Source organism: Vibrio sp. R78045, from assembly GCF_042466085.1.
GTDB lineage: Bacteria > Pseudomonadota > Gammaproteobacteria > Enterobacterales > Vibrionaceae > Vibrio > Vibrio cyclitrophicus.
In genome coordinates, this window is the sequence record NZ_JAXHBS010000013.1 from 533377 (window position 1) to 552852 (window position 19476).

Sequence of the window (19476 nt, forward strand, 5' to 3'; positions counted from 1 at the left end):
AGTTGCTGCTAAGCAGAATTTTTTAGCTGAATACGCTCAGCATCAACAACGATAAAACCTGATGCAGCCGCAGTACTCTTCTCTACTTGAACGAGACCTTTAAAACCAACCTGCGCCAATTTCTTCGCAAGTTGACCTGGTGCAGCTTCAAAAACTACGTTCATAAAAGGTAAAGACTCCGCGTCAACAAAGCCATGCTCGTTAAACAACTCCATTGCATGAGATAAATAGTCTGAGTCGGTTAATTCAATAATTTCTACAACTTCTTCCAACAACATTTTCGATTCCATATTCGCCAGAAAGTGACTGACACAAGCAACATTCGTCTTGCTCGCATACATCCCGATGCCCAAAGACACCCCTTTAGTAGTAGGGAAATCATAACATATTAATAGTCGTAAAATATGTTTTATTTCCCCTAAGCTATTGGGGATATTAGAAAACTATAGAAACTAGTTAAGTATAGGTGAGGCAAATCTATCCTATTAAAGTGGTGATCAGACGTCGAGCTTTCAAGCGACTGTAGCTTAAGAGTCGTTCGTTGCTACGATTGATTCCTTCAATAAACCGGCATAAACACCATTTTGTATCACCAGCTGCTGGTGATTACCTTGCTCAACGACTTGACCCTTATCTAATACTAGAATCGTGTCAGAGTGACGAACGGTGCTCAGACGGTGGGCAATCGCAATCACGGTTTTTTCCTTGAAAAGACGCTGCATCGCTTTTTGGATAAAGTCTTCAGTAATAGAATCTACCGAGCTGGTTGCTTCATCAAGCATCATCAGTTGTCCACCTTGGGCAACTGCTCTAGCAAACGAAATCAGTTGCGTTTGACCAACAGAAAGGTTGGAGCCATTCTTTTCCAAATGGAAGTCATAACCTTGAGGGAGTTGTTCAATAAACTTATCGGCATAAACATAGCGCGCAGCCTGTTCAACATCAGTTCTAGATAGGTGCGCTTTTCCCAGTGCAATATTGAATTGGATTGATTCTTCAAACAGGTGCACATCTTGCATCATCATTGAGAACAAATGAGCGGAGTCTTCGCTTGAGATCTGTGACAGCTCAATGCCATTCAACAAAATACTGCCTTGATAGTCTTGATAGGTTTTAGAGATCAAACGCAGAATCGTTGACTTCCCAGAGCCAGTCGAACCCACCAGCGCGATTTGGTGCCCTTTCTGCAACACAAAAGAGACATTCTTTAACACGTATGGAGAGTCGTCTTTGTAACGGAAACTCACGTTCTTAAACTCAAGACTCACAAACTGTTCGAGCTGTCTTTCAACCTTGTTAGATGGCAGCAGGTTGCGCCCTTCCTCTTCTGTCGGCTCAACAAACAACTCTTCAATATGGTCAAAAGCGGCAAATGAACTCTGAATCGAAGCTATTTGGGAGGTAAAGTCTCGAATAGGTACAAACACTTTCTCTAAGGTGTTGATGAAAGCAATCAGCACACCTAAAGTCAGAGCCCCTTCAATAACTTGCTCTGAGCCATACCAGATCATGATTGCGATAGTGACTGAAGTAATACCAGAAATAAACGAGAACAAAATCGCATCGTATTTATTAATCTTTTTCTGCGCTCTCAAGAATTCATCAGTATAGCCTTGATAGCGCTTTTCGACTTGCTCTTCCGCTCGGTACATCTGAACGGTTTTCATGCCAAACAAAACTTCTTGTAGAAAGCCAATACCGCGAGCCAATGTAGAACGGGTAACTTTATACAATGCTCGAAGTCGATTTCTCACATACACCGTTAAGTACATCACTGGCGGCATGATAACCAAAACTATCAATGTTAACTGCCAATCAATGAAAAACATCATCACCAACAAAGCAATGGTATTGATACTATCTTTCACTAAACCGACAACTGATTGAACAAAAGTCTCGCCGATGGTTTCCAAGTCACTGGTTAACCTTGAAAGCGTGACACCAATCGGAGTGTTATCAAAATAGCTGCGTGGGAGTTTAAGCACGCGAGCAAACAATACTGAGCGCATGTCAGTTATCGTGTATTGCCCCGTTTTACGCAGGTTATATGAATAAGTGGTATCCACTACATAGCTAGCCACCAGCACAACAACGAGATAGAAGACATACTCGAGCAATCCATCCATATCCCCATGACTCAGTTGTACATCGATCACTTGAATGATCAGCCACGGGAACAACAAACTCGTGATGACAGAGAGAGGAAGCATTGCGATACCCAGAATCGCAGAGCCTTTGTATTTCTTAGCAAACTTAAAAAAGTGCTTGAGGTACTTGAGATCAACACCTTTTAACATGCTGCTGCCTCCGTTTCATTCTGCTGTAGTTGCCATGTATCGTAATAGTAATCGCACGTTTTCAATAACGTGGCGTGGTCGCCCTTCGCGATCACTTTGCCTTCATTCAAGACGATGATTTCATCCATATATTCAAGGGCATTCACGCGGTGTGAAACCACAAGAACGGATTGATTTTCCAAACGCTTAAACAAGCCTTCTAAGATCCTACGTTCTGTTTCATAGTCGACAGCCGATAAAACGTTATCCATAATAATCAGGTCGGTTGGCTGCAATAAAGCACGAGCAATACTTAATCGCTGCTTCTGGCCACCAGACAACATGATCCCTTTTTCACCGACTAAGGTTTGATCGCCATGCTCAAAGCGAGTGACATCACTGGCTAACTGACTTAGCTCTAAAACCTCATTAACCTGACTCTTCGCTAATTCAGTATCTGAACTACCAAAACGAATATTGTCTTCAACAGTTGCGGAGAACAAATAAGGGTCTTGAGTCACAGTTTTCACGTAACGACGTAAGTCACTGCGTGAGAAGCTAGTGATATCTCTTTCGCCAAGGAAAATAGAACCTTGTGGTACATCCAAGTGGTGGTTCAAGCAGTTCACTAAGGTTGTTTTACCCGCTCCGATTCCGCCTAGCACACCTACTTTCTTACCTGCAGGAATGTCAAAGCTGATGTCATCGAGAATCAGACGTTCTTCACCTGAATAGCTGAAGTTGAGGTTGCGAATAGAGAACGTTTTTCCCTTCAACGATTCAACGTCTAACTCAGTAAGCTTACCTTCATCAAGCTCTGGAACTTTGGCATTAAGAATGGTTTGTGCACTTTGAATGCCCACCATGCCACGTTGATAAATGGTCGCGATTCTGCCTAATTGCATCAATGGCATTGCCAACAAAACGGAGTAAGTCAGAAAGGCGGTAATCTCACCAAGGGTTAGCTCTTGTCTCATTAACATGTAGCCACCAAGCCCAAGAATGATGATTTTCATCAGGTCATTGGCGTAGTCGAGTACCGGCATAAAGAAGACTTGGATACGTGTAATTTTAAGGCGGCATTCAAGTAATAACTGATTAAGCTTTTCAGTTTCAGCTTTCACCCAAGGTGACATCTGCTGGCTCTTAATCAAGTCAATCCCAGATAGGTAACTCATTAGCTGAGCAGACAGGTTTTGCAGACGTTTCATGTGATCTAAATGCAGTGCTTTCATGCGTTTAAAACCCACACGGAAAATCACAAAAGCGATTGAGATAGGAATAATCGAATAAAGCGTTAATTCTGGCGATATGCGCCACATGTAAAGAGGTGTCAGCGACAACGCCAGCAGCGCATTAAAGAACTGGAGGAAACCCACACCAAACAACAAGCGTATGCCACCAAGATCATTATTGATAATGGATATTAGCCGACCAGAAGCAAAACGCTCATGAAAACTATTCGGTAAACGATTTAACTTTTTGAGCAATGTACTTTTAAGTGCAGCCTCTGTAATTCGCCCTGGATTAAGCGCGTAAATACGAGACAGAATACGTACTACTACCATAGCGACCGACATGCCAACTACCATCCACACATAACTTTGAAGTTGTTGATGGCCACTGGGAGAAGCATCATCAATCAAATCTATGGCGAGTTGAATATAGCGAGGGATCTCAACTTGCAACCAGTTGACGAGAAAAATGAACACAATCGCCAAAAAGTAAGAGGTGCGATTCATGCGCAGGTAATGGGCAATAAACTGTCTTTTATTCATAGTATTCTTTGTTTAGGGCAGGCTCACAGCGAGATTTAGCGATTTAGCGATTTAGCGATTTAACCGAGCAGTTTAGCTAAATAGGGTCATCGCTGAGGTAAAGGTACATCAAAAACACATAGTTGACAATATCAACCATATTTAATAATTAGTTTTCGCTATTACATTTTAGCATCGCTAGAAACAAGTTTGCCGCCAAAAGTGGCGGCAAGTAAAAAGCTTAACAGGCTTGTATTGATAAAGGCTAAAGCATCTCTTTGGCAATCAAATGCAGCAAAAAGGTTTCACGTTCAATACTCATACCCTTTTTAGGGCTCTCGGCCATGGTCTTCTCGTTGTGAGCGATCGCTTCATGGATATTCATCCAAACCGGTTTCATCCCGTTTTTCACTTCATAATCTTCGTAAGCCGTTTCACCAAGCTCACTATCGATCTTGCATGAGTAGCAGTAAGAAATCATGTGCACTATGTCCGCATCATCTTTGTACCAAGGACGAAATTCTTCAAAAATGCCGAACGGCTTGATGCTATGGATATTCTTAGCGCCAGTCTCTTCTTCCAATTCACGAACCATACCAGCAATGACATCTTCACCTTCGTCCAAGCCACCACCAGGGATGGTGTAGTCGTGATAACGCTCTGTATAAAGCATCAGAATGTCTTCGCCATCTAACACAATGGCACGGGCAGCGTTGCGCTTATAGACCGTTTTATTGTCTAGATGATCGATATCAGGATGGATGGTTGTTTTTAGGTGTCTCATGATTCTGACTGCTTTACTGAATTTGGCGGCATCATATCATAATCATCAATAGATTCGAGGCTCACATCCCCACACAAGTACACCTGCTTTCTCCATGTTGCCTTGGTGAGTTCATGGCTCTCGATTCGCAATAACCAGCGCACACCACTAACCAGCCGAAAGTAGCTCAATAGTCACTTCACTCAAGTTAGCTTGATCAAGCACTCAAAAAGTTATTAAACATAAAGAAATATCAACCTATTTCAATATCTTGACCAAATTAGGACAACCTTTTCTGAAATCTAAAATATACTCATTTCATAGAGCTTCTAAACTGGTTCTGTAGAACTTAACGTATTCACTTTTAGATTTATCACGTAGGAGATGAACATGAAGAAAATTGGTTTGATGGCTGTATTTGCCGTTGTATTGGGCGGTTGTACGAACGATTATGCAGAATATAGCGAAGGCCAACGTGTATCAGTGGCTAACCCTGCTGCGGTTTACTGTGTTCAACAGAATGGTGAGTTAGATACTGTCACTGAAAACGATCAACGTACAACTTACTGTGTATTCGAAGACGGTGAACGCATTGAGCAGTGGGAATACTACCGCAACCACCACGAGCAAGATTCAGAAACCCAAAGTTAATCACTGTAATACAACACATGAGCCTTTTGGCCAATGTGACGGGCGGTGATTACGTTCGCGTGATTAAAAAATCGCAGAAGAAGGCACAAAGCTTCGAGCTTACTGTCTGATTGCCTTTGCGAGTTTAAAGGCCGTTATTGGCATCACGAGAAAGAAATAATCACCTATCGCCACCAGCGATGTGTGAGATCCGATTCCGGATCTAAATAACGGTTCAATAAAGTCAGGTTAGTATCTAGCAGTGCTAGATATTCCCTGACTTTTTTTATGTCAGTATCGACAGGAGTTTGCTGGATACAGCGCTCCAATATTGGGAGTAAACTGTCCACAATTTCAAAGTGAGATGAACGCCCAACGAGTTCCTTTGCGGCTATCAGTGCTTCCAAGGACAACCTTTCAGGCTCACGCCTTACGGACTCCAAGTCTCTCTCAAATGCGCCCGCAGAGACACCTTCAAGATAGACTCGGTAGGTCGTCAGTACATCCATCAATAGAAACAATTGCCCTTGAGTACTTTGATGAGGATATGGCACCGCAACATGAGCCTCTAGCTGACGATCTATTTGCAGCTCTACCCCAAGTGCAGAACACTTCTCGACTAGAACCTTAAGCAAACCTTGCTCGTCCATCAACATCTGGATGTCAAAAATACGTTGCAAGTGATAGTCATTAGAAATGAATGTTACCCGTACACTCTGCCCACGAGTAAACAATCCACTGTCAATCATTTCTGAAGCTAGGTTTTGAATATTCTCTACTGTATTTGTCGAAAGCTGTTCTAGTAAAACTGCACTCAGCATAAACGGAACTTCACATTGACTTTCCAGATTTCGAAAATACGCGTGCATTGCATCAGCTTCGGAGATTGTCTGGCCCTTTGTCACTCCACCACAAAATGCAACCGCAGTTTGCTGATTCGACTCTTCTACCAAAAGCTCAGCAAGATATTCAACCAGAGCATCAACTCGACTGATTCCTTCATCAGTCAATTTATTCTCATTAAGTCGCTTACCCAGCACAATAAGGAGGTAATTAACGCTCATTTTATGTTCAAGTCTCGTTTTTATGATTAGATGGAGTGAATTATGTATACAATACTTATTAACAAAAGTATTTTGAAATCCTTATGGGTAGTTCGCAATCATGCTCACGATTGCAAGCATCATCATAAGTGCGCAAGAGTTAACGTGCAGCTATAAAACAAAATAGCACGATCTTGGGTTTCATCGCTCTACGCTTGTTAACACGAGCTTCAATAAAAGAGACGTTTCAAGCAAAGAACCAGTTTAATCGAAGAACTGTTTCACCCAGAGAACACGTTCACTGAAAAAAGTGAAACGAACAAAATACAAATTTTACACAGAGTTCGTTCATCGAACCGTCTTCACAGGAAGTTACTATGCTGTCTATTTTTGACATTTACAAAATCGGGGTCGGGCCTTCCAGCTCCCACACCAATGGACCAATGATCGCTGGGTTCAATTTTACCCAAAAGATTGAACCTGTACTTGGTCAAGTTACCCGTATTCAAATTGACCTATACGGCTCACTATCACTAACAGGCATCGGTCACCATACCGATCGTGCAACCCTGTTAGGTTTACTTGGTAATCGCCCTGACACCATCAAAATAACCAGCGCTAATTTAGCTATGCGTAAAGCAATTGAAGATAAATCTTTGATGGTTAGCGGTAGCCACGAAATTCATTTCGATGCAGAAAGCGATTTACTCTTCCACAAAACCAATCTTCCACTTCATGAAAATGGCATGACTATCTCTGCGTTTGACGCAAGCGGCAGTCTTCTGGAGATGGAAACATACTACTCCATTGGTGGTGGTTTCATTGCGACCGCTGATGAACTGCAACACGGAAAGCAAGAGTCGAAAACACAAGTAGAGTTCCCTTTTTCTTCTGCCGATCAGCTTCTTGAACTGTCTGACCAGAATGGACTTAGCCTCGGTGGCCTAGTCCTGAGAAATGAAATTTCTTTCCAAGGTATGGATGTGATTGATCAGAAGGCGGACCAAATTTGGAAGGTGATGTCACTGTGCATGCAACGTGGTTTTGATACAGAAGGGATACTTGATGGCGGTTTGGATGTGACGCGCCGAGCCCCTGCTCTTTTGAAAAAGCTTGAGGCGAATGCTTCGATTGAAAACGATCCAATGGAGATCATGGATTGGATCAACCTTTTTGCGTTTGCTGTGAGTGAAGAGAATGCAGCGGGTGGGCAAGTTGTGACATCCCCTACCAATGGCGCAGCTGGGGTAATCCCAGCAGTATTGATGTATTACCACCGCTTCATTAAAGAGCTAGACACTAAACAACTCAAAGATTTCTTGGCAGTATCTGGCGCAATTGGCATCTTGTACAAAACCAATGCTTCAATTTCTGGAGCTGAAGTCGGTTGTCAAGGCGAAGTCGGCGTATCTTCATCAATGGCGGCTGCAGGTTTGACAGCTTTACGCGGCGGCAGTAACGAACAGATCTGTATTGCGGCAGAAATCGCGATGGAGCACTCACTGGGCATGACATGTGACCCTATCGGCGGGCTTGTTCAAGTACCGTGTATTGAACGTAATGCTATGGGTGCAATGAAAGCCATCAACGCTTCACGTATGGCATTGAAACGCACCAGCAAGTGTCTCATCTCGTTAGACAAGGTCATCGCAACCATGTACCAAACAGGTAAAGACATGAACAAGAAATACCGTGAGACATCTTTAGGCGGCTTAGCGGTGATCCACATGGCGCCACCTTGTGAATAGTTAATTTACGGTGAGCGATAGAATAGGGTGAATAGTGGATGTAATAAACTGTTTAATACACTACAACGATTCGTCTAGATAACCTCTCACCCAGGCCGTATTATTATATAACTTAGTTATCAATACCCCGACAAAGCCAGCCGACAAGCTGGCTTTTTTAATGGCTAGAGCCCAAAGGCGAATTGAAATGGATAAGTACCTAGCAACCGTTACAAGACAGTCAACGTTAATTTTCCCTTTAATAGCTGGTTATTTAACCACGAACACAAATGGCTAAACTTCACGCAACCATGCATCCACTAGCAAAATCTAATATTGCACATTTCATTCATGAAAAATATCAATGGTCTCATGAGAAAAGATATATCGAGTAAAGTTCTGTTTGGGATGCACGTTTCATTTTATGTATCGCTGCTAATGATATTATAATTGGGTAATTAAACTACATATCAACACAAATGTGAGAATAAAATAATGTGGAATAGATTAAACAAATCAATGATGTTCTGCCAGATGATGTTTGGACTTTCGTTCTATGGCGTCATGGTGATCTTGACTCGTTTCTTCCTTGAAGATCTTAACTACAATGAAGCCGACACCATGATGGTTGTAGGTGCTTTCTCTGCAATTGGTCCACTATTTGCGATTGCAGGTGGCTTTATTGCTGATAAGTTTTTAGGCGCATACCGATCTTTAACCATTGCCTTTCTTGGATTCGCAAGTGGTTATGCTCTACTGGTACTCGGTGCTGCAGCGACTAATGTGCCGATGGCATTATGTGGTATTGCTTTAGCGAGTTATGCGCGTGGTTTGATGTCCCCTTCTTACCCAAGTCTTTACAAACGCACGTTCAAAACTCAAGAAGATTTCGAAAACTGCTACCCAATCAACTACTCAGTCAACAATATAGGTGCTCTGTTAGGTCAATATCTGTTCCCAATGCTAGTTCTTATTGTTGGTTTCAACGGTGGCTTCCTTCTTTCAGCTATTTTAGCGGGTGCCGCGCTTCTGATGATGATCTTTGTTCGCAAAGGCCTTGTTGAAGCCAGTGCTGAAATCGATCAAACCCCTGTAAGCACTAAAAACTGGGCTGCGTTCCTTGGTCTCTCTGCCGCTATGATTGGCTTGGTATTCTTCATGTTCTCTAACATGGATATTGGCCAAAACATCGTCTACGCAATTGGCGGTGCAGCGATCATCTACTTTGTATCTTTGATGATAAAATCGAAGAAGTCAGATATGCTGAAAATGGGCACCATCTTAATCATCACATTCTTGACGACATGTTTCTTCGTATACTACGGACAAATGATGACTTCGATGACAATGGTAGCGATCAACACTATGCGTGGCGATCTATTCGGCTTCATCCCTGTTGCTCCAGAAGCTTCAATGGCAATGAACCCACTGTGGTGTATGGTTGCCGGCCCTATCATTACGGGCATCTTCTCTAAACTAGAAAAGAAAAACATTCACTTCTCTACTGCAACCAAAGTAGGTTTCTCTTTCATTCTGACGGCAATCGCTTTTGGTATCTTAACAATGGCAGTAACGACCGTTGGTGACGATATTCTGATTCGCCCTGAAGTATTCCTAGCTATCCATTTCTTCCTAGCATTTGGTGAAGTTATTGTTGGTTCTATGGTTGTAGCCTTCATCCTGTCTGTTGCACCTAAGCACATCGAGAACTTCTCAGTAAGCTTGTTCTCTGTTGCAATTGCACTATCAGGTATTGTTGGTGCGGTATTCTCGACCTCTATCGCTCTAGAGAAAGGTCAACAAATCACGCAAGAGATCGTACAAACGGTTTACGGCGATTACTTCCAAATGCTAACTGTTTTAGCGGTAGTGATGGTGGGCATCGCAATGGCTGCATCGTTCATTATTCGTAAGATGCTAGAAGCCGCGAAAACGGCTGAAGAAACGATTGAACTAGAGCAAGCAAACAGCTAGTTCCGCTCGCTTCAACCCTCTCTAATACATCAAGCCCTTTAGTTTTCCTAAAGGGCTTTTTTGTTGAGATTGTTACTAATATAGACGAGAGCATTCAAGTCATGTGACATCTGTGTAAATAAAAGTAAATGATAACCATTAGTATTGAGTGTGCTCTGATTCAGGATTATGATGTAGAAATCAAAATCTAAGAGAGCCTTATATGAGCAAGCCTAGCCCCATCACATTAACCGTTACTCAAACCTCAACAATTACACCGAATATGCAGCGTATAACGCTTAGTGGTGAGGGATTAAGTAAGTACCCAACAGAGTGTGCCGGTGGCTACATCAAGCTTTTGTTCTCGCCACTAGGCACGACTGACTTAAGCCAACTGAATGACGGTGAGCGCCCAACCATGCGCACTTACACCATTCGTCAATACAACCCTACAGAGAAGTTTATTGAGGTTGATTTCGTACGCCACATCACCACAGATCTGCAATGTGGCTTTGCTGCAAGATGGGCAATGAACGCAGAAGTAGGTGACACGGTTTCAGTGGCAGGCCCTGGATTAATTCAAGGGCTGAATCTAGAATCGGATTGGTTCTTCTTGGTAGCAGATATGACGTCGCTACCTGCGCTCTCTGCAAAAGTAAAAACGCTTCCGGAAACAGCAACTGGTCACGCTGTCATTCAAATCAATTCTGCAGCAGATAAGCAAGTACTTGAAACCCCTCGAGGCATCAATGTAACCTGGTTGATTGAAGATGAAACCTCAGAGTCACTTTCACAAACCGTGCGTAACACAGAATGGTTAGATGGTCAGGTTTCAGTATGGACAGCGTGTGAATTTGAAAGCATGCGCGAGCTAAGGCAGTACTTCCGCAACGAAAAAGAAGTCGCGAAAGAAAACATCTACATCAGCAGTTACTGGAAACGTGGCGTCACTGAAGATGGTCACAAAGTATTGAAGCAACAAGATGCTCAATCTTTAGCGGGTTGAGCCTGTTACTACATACACTTTTTGCTAGATAAATAGAAAACGCCCTTAGGAAATTCATATCGTTAAGGGCGTTTTAGTTTGAATCCGATGAAGATGAAGATCAAAGCCGAAGTGTAAAATTAAATACTCTCCCCCACTTCAATCTCATAACCGAGGTCCAACTTCGCTATCCATTCTTTATTACCTTGTAGACGCGCTACTACTTGCTCTGCAGCGACTTTACCAATCTGCTCCCTAGGTGTTACGACAGTCGCTAAACGAGGCGTCATCGCCACCGTAATGTCATGTCCGTGGAAACCTGCAATCGCCATCTGCTCGGGTACTTGAATACCACGTCTTACACACTCGTAAAAAGCACCAATCGCTAAGTCATCGTTAGTACAAAAGATGCCATTCACTTGTGGGTGTTTCTCAAGTAGCTCACCAATCAGTTTTGCACCAAGAGTAAACGAGGACGCGTCTTCCGTTTGCAGCGTTACTGGCGTTTTATCGACTTCTTGCATCGCATGCTCATAGCCTGCCATTTTCAATCGAGTACGTTCATCCATTCGAGCAGCCAAATAAGCTATATTGGTACGCCCTCGTTCGAGCATGGTTTTGGTCATCGCTCTAGCCGCTTCGAAGTTATCAAAGCCAACCGCTTGTTCAATTCTTGGCGACACTGAATCCATAATTTCAATCACAGGGATAGAAACAGTCTGCAGCATTTTACGCGCTCTATCGGTGTGCACGTTTTCTGAAAGGATAATCGCATCAACGTTGTAAGAAAGCAGTGAAGCAATGCTCTGCTCTTCGAGTTCAGCGCTATAGCCATAGTGAGCAATCATGGTTTGGTAGCCTGCAGGTGCGGTAACTTGCTCAATACCACGAATAACCTCAGCAAAAACTTGGTTGGTTAACGAGGGAACTAGCACACCAATCGCATTGCTTTTAGCGTTGGAGAGAATATCTGGCGCACGATTAGGGATATAACCTAGCTCGTCTACTGCATAGCTGATCTTATCTCGCAGCGCTTCTGATACTTGAGAAGAGTCTCGCAGGCAGCGACTGACGGTCATTTTAGTGACACCAACGAGGTTGGCAACATCTTGTAATGTAGGACGTTTTTTCTTATTCGACATAATTAGTAATTATTATTTTTGAGTTATGTTACTGGTAACAGTGTATCCGACTGACGTGGAATTTGAAGCCTAATTTAGTAAAATATTGATACAGCCTCATAATTACAAACGCCCTCTTGTTGAGGGCGTTATTGATTGTTTAAACGTTCACTTTGACTTCAGTTCTTGGAGACTGACTCCAAGTGACATGGAATTTTTCAGCTTCATCTCTATCGACTCGCGAATAAGTATGAGAGCCAAAATAGTCACGTTGCGCTTGCAAAAGATTTGCAGGCAACACCTCACAACGTAATGAATCGAAGTAACTCAGAGCAGAGCAGATCCCCGGCATCGGCACACCGTACAGAGCTGAGTTCGCTACCGCGATGCGCCAAGCAAGCTCGCGCTCTTCCACTTGTTTGATGAAAGCCTCATCAAACAATAGATTCGCTAGCTCAGCATTTTGTTGGTAAGCCGATGTGATGCTTTGCAGGAAAGCGGCACGAATAATACAACCCGCTCGCCAAATCTTAGCAATTTGAGTGAAATCGAGATTCCATCCCTCTTTGTCTGACGCTGTTTTCAGTAAATCAAAACCTTGCGCATAAACAGACAGTTTGGCGCAATACAAAGCATCATGAAGTTCAGAGACAACCTCTGTTTTATCCAACTGACTCGCATCCGCAATATTACCTTTCAAGAGTTTGCTTCCCTGCACTCGTTGCGACTTTTGACCGCTCATTGCACGCGCATAAACCGCCTGTGCAATCGTTGGAGTCGGACACCCTTCTTGAAGACTGTTAACTGCTGTCCACAATCCCGTGCCTTTCTGTCCCGCTTTATCAAGCACAACATCAACAAATGGCTTACCCGTTACAACATCTTCTTGTTGAAGGATGTCGGCACTAATCTCCATCAGATAGCTGTTCAGCACACCGTTGTTCCATTGCTCAAAGACTTGTCCAATCTCTTGAGCTGGCATATCAAGCACACCACGCATGAACTGGTACACTTCGCAAATAAGCTGCATATCGGCATATTCAATACCGTTGTGTACCATTTTTACATAGTGCCCAGTGCCAGAAGGACCAACATACGCCGCGCACGCTTCACCCGCTTTAAACTGAGCAACCGGTAGCCCATTAGCATCCACTTTTGCAGCAATCGCTTCCCACATCGGTTTCACATATTGCCAAGCCGATTGGTCGCCACTCGCCATTAGCGCAGGGCCAACACGAGCGCCTTCTTCACCACCAGAAACGGCGGTGCTAAAGAAACGAAGCTTGCCTTTGTAGTTCACTTCGCGTGCTTCGGTATCTGTCCAAAGGCTGTTACCCGTATCGATAACAATGTCGTCATTTTCTAGGCCAGCATCAAGCAAGCTATTCACGACGATATCGACAGGGTTTCCAGCAGGAACCGACAACGCAATAACACGCGGTTTTGCTAAGCCCTGCAGCACATGTTCAAGGCTAGTGCCTTTTGTGAACCGCCCTTTACCTTCAAACGTCTCATTGAGTTGCTTAGCTTCCACACAAGCGCGATCAATGTTGTCGATGTTTAGATCGAAGCCTGCAACATTAAAGCCGTTATCCAATAGGTTGAGCGCAAGGCTTTTGCCCATCACTCCTAAACCAATCATCGCGATGTCATTTTTTATCTGAGTCATGGTTTAGCCTATCTGCTTAATTTGTTTGAGTGCACTTTCTACGACTTGCTCAACATCTTGCGATATATCGACAAATAACGCTTCATCTAGTTCAGGTTCAACCAAGGTTGCGAATTGGCTTTTCAACATTTCTTGACCATTAAAGTAATGGTTTTCACGAGCTTTATGGCGATTCCAAATCGTATCGAAACTGCCTTGAAGATACACAATCACTAAATCTTCATTGTTCTCTCGAAGAATTTCGCGGTATTGAGGTTTCAGTGCAGAGCATGCAATCACAGCACTCGGTTGTTCGATATATTGCTTATTCAGTGTTTCTAGCCATCCTTGACGATCTTCGTCTGTCAGTGGAATACCTTGACGCATCTTTTCTACATTGCTTTGGGGATGGAAGTCATCCCCATCAAAAAACTGAAGCGTTAATGCTTCTGCGATACGGCTACCAATCAGGCTCTTTCCGCATCCAGATACGCCCATCACGAGTATTTTTTTGCTTTTCATAAGGCAAGCCTTCCCTAGGCCCCAACCAAAACAGGGGCTGACAATCGAATCTAATAGTTAAACTTGTGTTGCCGTTGATAGGTTCCTGAACATTAAACTCGCTCAGGAACCTTCGCTGTTATTGCCACCAAAGCGCGAGCTGAGGGAAGATAATAACCAGTGCCAGAACCAATACTTGAAGTGCAATGAACGGCAGTAGTGAAGAGAAAATCTCACCTAAGCTGATGTCTTTTGGTGCTACTGATTTCAAGTAGAATGCCGCAGGACCAAACGGCGGTGACAAGAACGACACCTGCATGTTTAGACAGAACACAACGCCGAACCATACTGGGTCAAAACCAAGGCCAGTGATGATTGGAACGAAGATTGGCATAGTCAGTAGTGCCACACCTACCCAGTCAAGGAACATGCCTAGTACCAGCAAGATAGCCATCATGATTAGCAATGTTACTGTCGCGTTGCCGCCACTGAGTGCAAGGATGGTTTCTTCAACAAAATCAATACCACCCATCAGGTTGTAGATACCAACCAATGCACTTGCACCGATACCAATCCACATAATCATGCCGCAGGTACGCATGGTTGCGATGGCACTCTCTTTCAACATACTGAAGTTCAGTTCACCACGGATCAGCGCACTGATCATGATGCCGACTACACCCAATGCAGACGCTTCTGTTACTGAAGCGATGCCTGTGTAGATACTGCCCAAAACCGTTGCGACAGAAAGCAGTGGGAAGAACAGAGCTTTGAAGTAGCTTGGCTGATTGGCGATGTCTTCTTCTGTCTCATCATCGCTTGGAATTGGCGCAAGAGAAGGATTCAGCTTACAGCGAATCAATACATAACCGATGTAACAGCCCGCAAGGATAAACGCTGGTAAGAAAGACGCTTTAAACAGGTCGCCAATCGATACGCTGGCTGTCATACCGTAGATGATCAGTACGATACTTGGCGGAAGCATAGTTCCAAGTGCGCCACCCGCACAGGTTGTACCGATAGCAAGCTTACGGTCGTAACCTAAACGAAGCATTTGTGGCAGTGCGAGAATACCCAGTAGTACCGTTTCACCACCTATAACGCCCGACATCGAAGCCAATAGAACCGCGACTAATAAGGTTTGTACTGCCACACCACCACGAACTTTACGGCCGACAGATTTCATTGCATCAAACAGATCTCGTGCGATGCCCGAGCGGTCTAACAAAGCGGCCATCAATACGAACATTGGAACCGCGAGGAAAACATAACCAGAAGCAAAGCTGTAGGTACGGCTCGCAATCAAAGGTAAAGCATCAGGACCAAACCAACATAGAGTGAAGAAAATCGCGACAAAGCCTGTTACGAAGGCCAGCTGCATACCAGTCAGTAGCAAGCCAATCATCATAACCAACATGAGCAAACTGCCCCATGCGATACCAATAGAAGATAAATCAAACATCGTCATTCTTCCTTAGACCCATCAACTCTTGGATTAGGTGCAATACAAACTGGACAACAAGAACACACAAAACGACAAAGATCAGGCCTTTCAACAATGCAGGATAAGGCGCGTTTAACACTGAACCAGATGTCTCAAGACGGAATTCACCCCAAGGTGCAAACCACGCTTCTTCCGCAGTGAAGTAAGCGGCGTAAGCGAGCATGCCTGCAAAGGCCAAACCAACAATGTGGTGAACAAGATTAAGATATTTACGTGCTTGGTTAGACACTGAATCGTAGATAAGAACCACACGCACGTGTTTATTCGCAGCAAACGCGTAGATACCACCAATAATGAATAAAGAACCACCGATGAAAGAAGCTGTTTCATGTACCCATGTGGTCGGGGCATCGAATGCGTAACGCATCACAACTTCATAAAATGAAATCAATACAGTAAAGATAAAAAACCAGCTCACGAGATTACTGAACTTTATAACAAAACGATCGAGCGCATTTCTTGGTTGCTCGTCGTTTTCAGCTGGGGAATGGGGAGTTTTGTCTGTCATGGGGCAAATTTCCTGGGAAATAACGGGAGAGCAACGCCCTCCCCCTTCAATAAGCTAAGTTTAAATTACAGCAAGCCGTTTTCTTCTAGGAACGTAGTTACTGAAGTGTAAACTTTTTGTGCGTTGTCAGAACGCTCTGCAAATACTTTCCATTGGCCTTTTGCGATTTCACGGAACTTTTTACGCTCTTCTTGAGACCAGTCGTGGATAGTGATTTCTGGGTTCGCTTGAGCTTCTTTCAGCGCAGCTTGGTCAGCCATTTTCAGCTGAGTTGTCATGTCGTAAGAGAAGTCACGAACGGATGTTTGCAGAATCGTTTGTAGGTCAGCAGGCATCTTGTCCCATTTCTTCTGAGAAACAGAGATATCGATAAGCGGCAGTGAGTGAAAGCCCGGTTGAACTGGGTGTGTTGCAATGTCGTTCATACCCGCTTTTTGGTTGGTAGAGAATACCGTGTAGTCCGCGGCATCAATTACTCCTTTGCTCAGGCCAGTAAATACTTCAGAACCCGGCAGGTTTACTGGAGTCGCACCCGCGGCTGCAAACACTTGTTGTACTAGGCCTTCAGGTGCACGTAATTTAAGACCTTTAAGATCCGCGACACCATCAATTGGTTTTTTGGAGATGAAAGACTCAACACCCGTTGTAGATGCTCCGACGAACTGAACCCCGTAAGGCTTGTACAGTTCAGTCATTAGCTCGTTACCGCCGCCGTAGTTCATGTACTGAAGCAGTTGCGTTGTGTCCGACCATGCACCAACCATGTTACCAATTAGGCCGAATGCTGGATCTTTACCAGAGAAGTAACCTGTTGCTGTGATGTGACCATCTAGGATGCCCATTTTGATCGCGCCTAGCGTTTCTGTGTGCTTAACCACAGCGCCTACAGGCAGAAGATCGATATCAATACGTCCGTTAGACATCGTCTCTACTCGCTCAGCCCACTTCTGCTGAACCTTGAAGTTCAAATCACCAGATGGATCTGAAGATTGAATCTTAAGTTTAAAATCTGCAGCCATTGCTGAAGTAGCAAATAGACCAGTGAGGGAAGCGGCAATCAGCGTTTTAGTCAGAGCTTTCATTTGGGTATCCTTATGAGTTTCACAGAGTCCGGCTTGTTATTATATGTTACCGGTAACGTTGGGGTGGATGTTACCGGTAACTTTACAACCTTGTCTATGAGAAGGATCACATCTTTAACATTAGTAAAACGTTTGCTATCAATAAGAAAAATGCGACTGAAAAGTCACATTATAGGTTGGAGGTAGAATTTAATTCCTTTTTAAGTCAGTGAGATAACTAAACCTGCAATGATAAAAACGACGCCTACACCACGTGTAACGTGCCACTTTTCCTTTAAAAAGTAGATCCCCATCACTACGCCGAAGATGATACTTACTTGCCTAAGTGCAACAACCAAGCTGACATTTTCAGTCATGCTCATCGCAAACAAAACCAATCCATAAGTCGATGCCATCATGATGCCAGCAAGTGTTGCTCTTTTACGAAATAACCAAGCATTATAAAATTCTATTTTTTGATTCGACACGAATAACCAAACACTCAGCGGAATCACAATCGCCCAAAACTGAGTACCTAGATAGAAAATCGCGGTGTGCTTGTTAGTGATACTAGGTGTACTTAGAGTCTCCAACAATAGAAGCGCCTCTTTATCAATAATCGAGTATCCCGTGGTACCAATAGCGGCGATTAACGCCCACAGTACGCCAAGGTTGAGATACGCTTTTAACCTAAGTTCTGAAAACTGTTTAAGTGGTACAAACAAGCAGCCTAATGTTATTAAAGTGAACCCAATCCATTGATTAGACGACAGTTCATAACCAATCAACACTGTACCCAAGCCAACCATCAACACAGGCAGTGCTCTTGCCATTGGGTAGATCACGCCGATATCTGCTTGTTTATAGGCAGTCCCTAGCCCAATCAAATAGATGATTTGGCAGATACCACTCAAGAAGAGCAATTGCCAGAATGGAAGTGAGATATTTGACAGCCCTACACTGTGAACATACCAAATCAAATATGGCGTCAATATCGCTGCGGCGGCAAAGCCAGAGGCTAAGAAGAATGACGAACCCGATCCTTGATTAGATTTACCTAGAACGTTCCAACCCGCATGAAGCAAAGCCGAAATAATCACGATTACAATGGCAGATAATTCCATTTCATTCCTAAATTATTAATGAATTAGCACAACGGCTGACAACAGGTGATAAAAAAGGCCTCCGAATAAGAGGCCTTTGAGCGTTTCAATTGGGCAATCCTGCATAATTGCAGGTATGCCAGCATTCTAAATGTATGACTAGCGCTCTAGCTGTGCTATCGACTCAATGCTGATCGCGTCATGACGCCAATATTCAATATCGCAGTCAATCAAATCACCATCTTGGTTGTAGTTAACACGCTCAACCACCATCGCTGGAGACCCAGAAGTCGCACGCAGAGCTTGCGCGGTTTCGCCAAGCAAAGACGTTGTGCTCACTCGGTAACGGATCTTCTGATATACCACACCAAAGTGCTCACGGTAGATGTCAGTCAACGATTTAGACAAGTCATAATCCAGCAAGTTAGGGAACAACTCTGGTCGAATGTAGTTGGTCACATACACAACGGGCCTGTCTTCAAGATAACGAACTCTGTTTACTCGATAAACATCCGAAAAAGGTTGCAGCTCCAGAAGCCTAGTTGCTTCCTTGGTCGCTAACATGCCTTTCGCTGCCACTAATTCTGTTTTCGGCTTACGATTCTGCGACAAAGCCATATTAGTGAAGTTCAGTGTTTGTGTTGGGTCGTAACGCAGTGGAGCTGGCGATATAAACCAACCACGGCGGTCTTCTCGATAAATACGCCCTTCCGCTTCAAGTGAAGACAAGGCTTCGCGTAACGTAACACGTGTGGTATCGAACGATTCAGCCAGTTTACGCTCAGCAGGCAGTTTCTGTCGCGGCGTTAACATCCCCGACTCTATCTGCTCTACGATGACATCTTTGATTTTTACGTACTGCACTTCATTTCCTTTTATTCTTGTTCTTGTCGTCA

Annotated in this window: 17 protein-coding genes; 4 read left to right on the forward strand and 13 right to left on the reverse strand. The window is 43.8% G+C overall.

The genetic code is table 11. The features are described 5' to 3' along the window. Positions 1 to 8: 8 nt before the first annotated feature. From SJY39_RS12990 to SJY39_RS13005, 4 genes are all read right to left on the reverse strand, one after another. Entirely contained in the window at positions 9 to 278 is a 270-nt protein-coding gene (locus tag SJY39_RS12990) for a hypothetical protein (protein ID WP_016785105.1), read from the reverse strand. A gap of 249 nt (positions 279 to 527) precedes the next feature. Then, entirely contained in the window at positions 528 to 2297 is a 1770-nt protein-coding gene (locus SJY39_RS12995; RefSeq protein ID WP_016793619.1) for an ABC transporter ATP-binding protein, read from the reverse strand. Further along, the gene (locus tag SJY39_RS13000) at positions 2291 to 4054 is read right to left on the reverse strand and encodes an ABC transporter ATP-binding protein (protein WP_016793618.1); all 1764 of its coding nucleotides are present in this window, start codon (positions 4052 to 4054) and stop codon (positions 2291 to 2293) included. Before SJY39_RS13000 ends, SJY39_RS12995 begins: the two co-directional genes overlap by 7 nt. Before the next feature lie 244 nt (positions 4055 to 4298). Continuing rightward, positions 4299 to 4817, reverse strand: a complete 519-nt coding sequence (locus SJY39_RS13005; RefSeq protein WP_010428812.1) for an NUDIX hydrolase — start codon at positions 4815 to 4817, stop codon at positions 4299 to 4301. A gap of 369 nt (positions 4818 to 5186) precedes the next feature. Here SJY39_RS13005 and SJY39_RS13010 point away from each other — a divergent pair, with 369 nt between their 5' ends. Beyond that, a complete protein-coding gene (locus tag SJY39_RS13010) occupies positions 5187 to 5447 on the forward strand; it encodes a DUF333 domain-containing protein (RefSeq protein ID WP_016793617.1) in 261 nt (86 codons plus the stop codon). Positions 5448 to 5611: 164 nt separating this feature from the next. Here SJY39_RS13010 and SJY39_RS13015 read toward each other — a convergent pair whose 3' ends face one another. Beyond that, positions 5612 to 6490: a YdcF family protein gene (locus tag SJY39_RS13015; RefSeq protein WP_010428806.1), complete on the reverse strand. Its 879-nt coding sequence runs from the start codon at positions 6488 to 6490 to the stop codon at positions 5612 to 5614. 356 nt (positions 6491 to 6846) lie between these two features. On the opposite strand from SJY39_RS13015, the gene SJY39_RS13020 reads away from it, so the two are divergent. The 3 genes from SJY39_RS13020 (at position 6847) to SJY39_RS13030 (ending at position 11155) form a co-directional block, all read left to right on the forward strand. Continuing rightward, a complete protein-coding gene (locus SJY39_RS13020; RefSeq protein ID WP_010428804.1) occupies positions 6847 to 8217 on the forward strand; it encodes an L-serine ammonia-lyase in 1371 nt (456 codons plus the stop codon). A gap of 474 nt (positions 8218 to 8691) precedes the next feature. Beyond that, the gene (locus SJY39_RS13025) at positions 8692 to 10170 is read left to right on the forward strand and encodes a peptide MFS transporter (protein WP_010428801.1); all 1479 of its coding nucleotides are present in this window, start codon (positions 8692 to 8694) and stop codon (positions 10168 to 10170) included. Between the two features lie 202 nt (positions 10171 to 10372). Then, positions 10373 to 11155 (forward strand): siderophore-interacting protein, encoded by a 783-nt coding sequence (locus SJY39_RS13030; RefSeq protein ID WP_010428798.1) that lies wholly within the window; start codon positions 10373 to 10375, stop codon positions 11153 to 11155. Between the two features lie 119 nt (positions 11156 to 11274). On the opposite strand, the gene gntR is transcribed toward SJY39_RS13030, so the two are convergent. From gntR to phnR, 8 genes are all read right to left on the reverse strand, one after another. Next, the gene (gene gntR, locus SJY39_RS13035; protein WP_081323851.1) at positions 11275 to 12276 is read right to left on the reverse strand and encodes a gluconate operon transcriptional repressor GntR; all 1002 of its coding nucleotides are present in this window, start codon (positions 12274 to 12276) and stop codon (positions 11275 to 11277) included. A 139-nt stretch (positions 12277 to 12415) separates the two neighbouring features. After that, complete coding sequence (gene gndA / locus SJY39_RS13040) at positions 12416 to 13924, reverse strand: NADP-dependent phosphogluconate dehydrogenase (protein WP_016788106.1); 1509 nt, start codon at positions 13922 to 13924, stop codon at positions 12416 to 12418. 3 nt (positions 13925 to 13927) lie between these two features. Next, positions 13928 to 14425 (reverse strand): gluconokinase, encoded by a 498-nt coding sequence (locus SJY39_RS13045; protein ID WP_010428789.1) that lies wholly within the window; start codon positions 14423 to 14425, stop codon positions 13928 to 13930. A gap of 118 nt (positions 14426 to 14543) precedes the next feature. Further along, entirely contained in the window at positions 14544 to 15866 is a 1323-nt protein-coding gene (locus tag SJY39_RS13050; RefSeq protein ID WP_010428786.1) for a TRAP transporter large permease subunit, read from the reverse strand. After that, positions 15859 to 16416, reverse strand: coding sequence for a TRAP transporter small permease subunit (locus tag SJY39_RS13055; RefSeq protein WP_016792333.1), 558 nt, complete (start codon positions 16414 to 16416; stop codon positions 15859 to 15861). The genes SJY39_RS13050 and SJY39_RS13055 overlap by 8 nt, the downstream gene beginning before the upstream one ends. Before the next feature lie 65 nt (positions 16417 to 16481). Beyond that, on the reverse strand, positions 16482 to 17498 hold the full coding sequence (locus tag SJY39_RS13060; protein WP_016792332.1) for a TRAP transporter substrate-binding protein: 1017 nt from the start codon (positions 17496 to 17498) through the stop codon (positions 16482 to 16484). Between the two features lie 200 nt (positions 17499 to 17698). Further along, positions 17699 to 18601 (reverse strand): EamA family transporter, encoded by a 903-nt coding sequence (locus SJY39_RS13065; RefSeq protein WP_016793615.1) that lies wholly within the window; start codon positions 18599 to 18601, stop codon positions 17699 to 17701. Positions 18602 to 18739: 138 nt separating this feature from the next. Continuing rightward, complete coding sequence (gene phnR / locus SJY39_RS13070; RefSeq protein ID WP_016769151.1) at positions 18740 to 19444, reverse strand: phosphonate utilization transcriptional regulator PhnR; 705 nt, start codon at positions 19442 to 19444, stop codon at positions 18740 to 18742. Positions 19445 to 19476: the final 32 nt, after the last annotated feature.

Coding starts and splice junctions, on each gene's coding strand:
- SJY39_RS12990 (WP_016785105.1), bottom strand. CDS start 278: ATGTTGTTGGAAGAAGTTGTAGAAATTATTGAATTAACCGACTCAGAC.
- SJY39_RS12995 (WP_016793619.1), bottom strand. CDS start 2,297: ATGTTAAAAGGTGTTGATCTCAAGTACCTCAAGCACTTTTTTAAGTTT.
- SJY39_RS13000 (WP_016793618.1), bottom strand. CDS start 4,054: ATGAATAAAAGACAGTTTATTGCCCATTACCTGCGCATGAATCGCACC.
- SJY39_RS13005 (WP_010428812.1), bottom strand. CDS start 4,817: ATGAGACACCTAAAAACAACCATCCATCCTGATATCGATCATCTAGAC.
- SJY39_RS13010 (WP_016793617.1), top strand. CDS start 5,187: ATGAAGAAAATTGGTTTGATGGCTGTATTTGCCGTTGTATTGGGCGGT.
- SJY39_RS13015 (WP_010428806.1), bottom strand. CDS start 6,490: ATGAGCGTTAATTACCTCCTTATTGTGCTGGGTAAGCGACTTAATGAG.
- SJY39_RS13020 (WP_010428804.1), top strand. CDS start 6,847: ATGCTGTCTATTTTTGACATTTACAAAATCGGGGTCGGGCCTTCCAGC.
- SJY39_RS13025 (WP_010428801.1), top strand. CDS start 8,692: ATGTGGAATAGATTAAACAAATCAATGATGTTCTGCCAGATGATGTTT.
- SJY39_RS13030 (WP_010428798.1), top strand. CDS start 10,373: ATGAGCAAGCCTAGCCCCATCACATTAACCGTTACTCAAACCTCAACA.
- gntR (WP_081323851.1), bottom strand. CDS start 12,276: ATGTCGAATAAGAAAAAACGTCCTACATTACAAGATGTTGCCAACCTC.
- gndA (WP_016788106.1), bottom strand. CDS start 13,924: ATGACTCAGATAAAAAATGACATCGCGATGATTGGTTTAGGAGTGATG.
- SJY39_RS13045 (WP_010428789.1), bottom strand. CDS start 14,425: ATGAAAAGCAAAAAAATACTCGTGATGGGCGTATCTGGATGCGGAAAG.
- SJY39_RS13050 (WP_010428786.1), bottom strand. CDS start 15,866: ATGTTTGATTTATCTTCTATTGGTATCGCATGGGGCAGTTTGCTCATG.
- SJY39_RS13055 (WP_016792333.1), bottom strand. CDS start 16,416: ATGACAGACAAAACTCCCCATTCCCCAGCTGAAAACGACGAGCAACCA.
- SJY39_RS13060 (WP_016792332.1), bottom strand. CDS start 17,498: ATGAAAGCTCTGACTAAAACGCTGATTGCCGCTTCCCTCACTGGTCTA.
- SJY39_RS13065 (WP_016793615.1), bottom strand. CDS start 18,601: ATGGAATTATCTGCCATTGTAATCGTGATTATTTCGGCTTTGCTTCAT.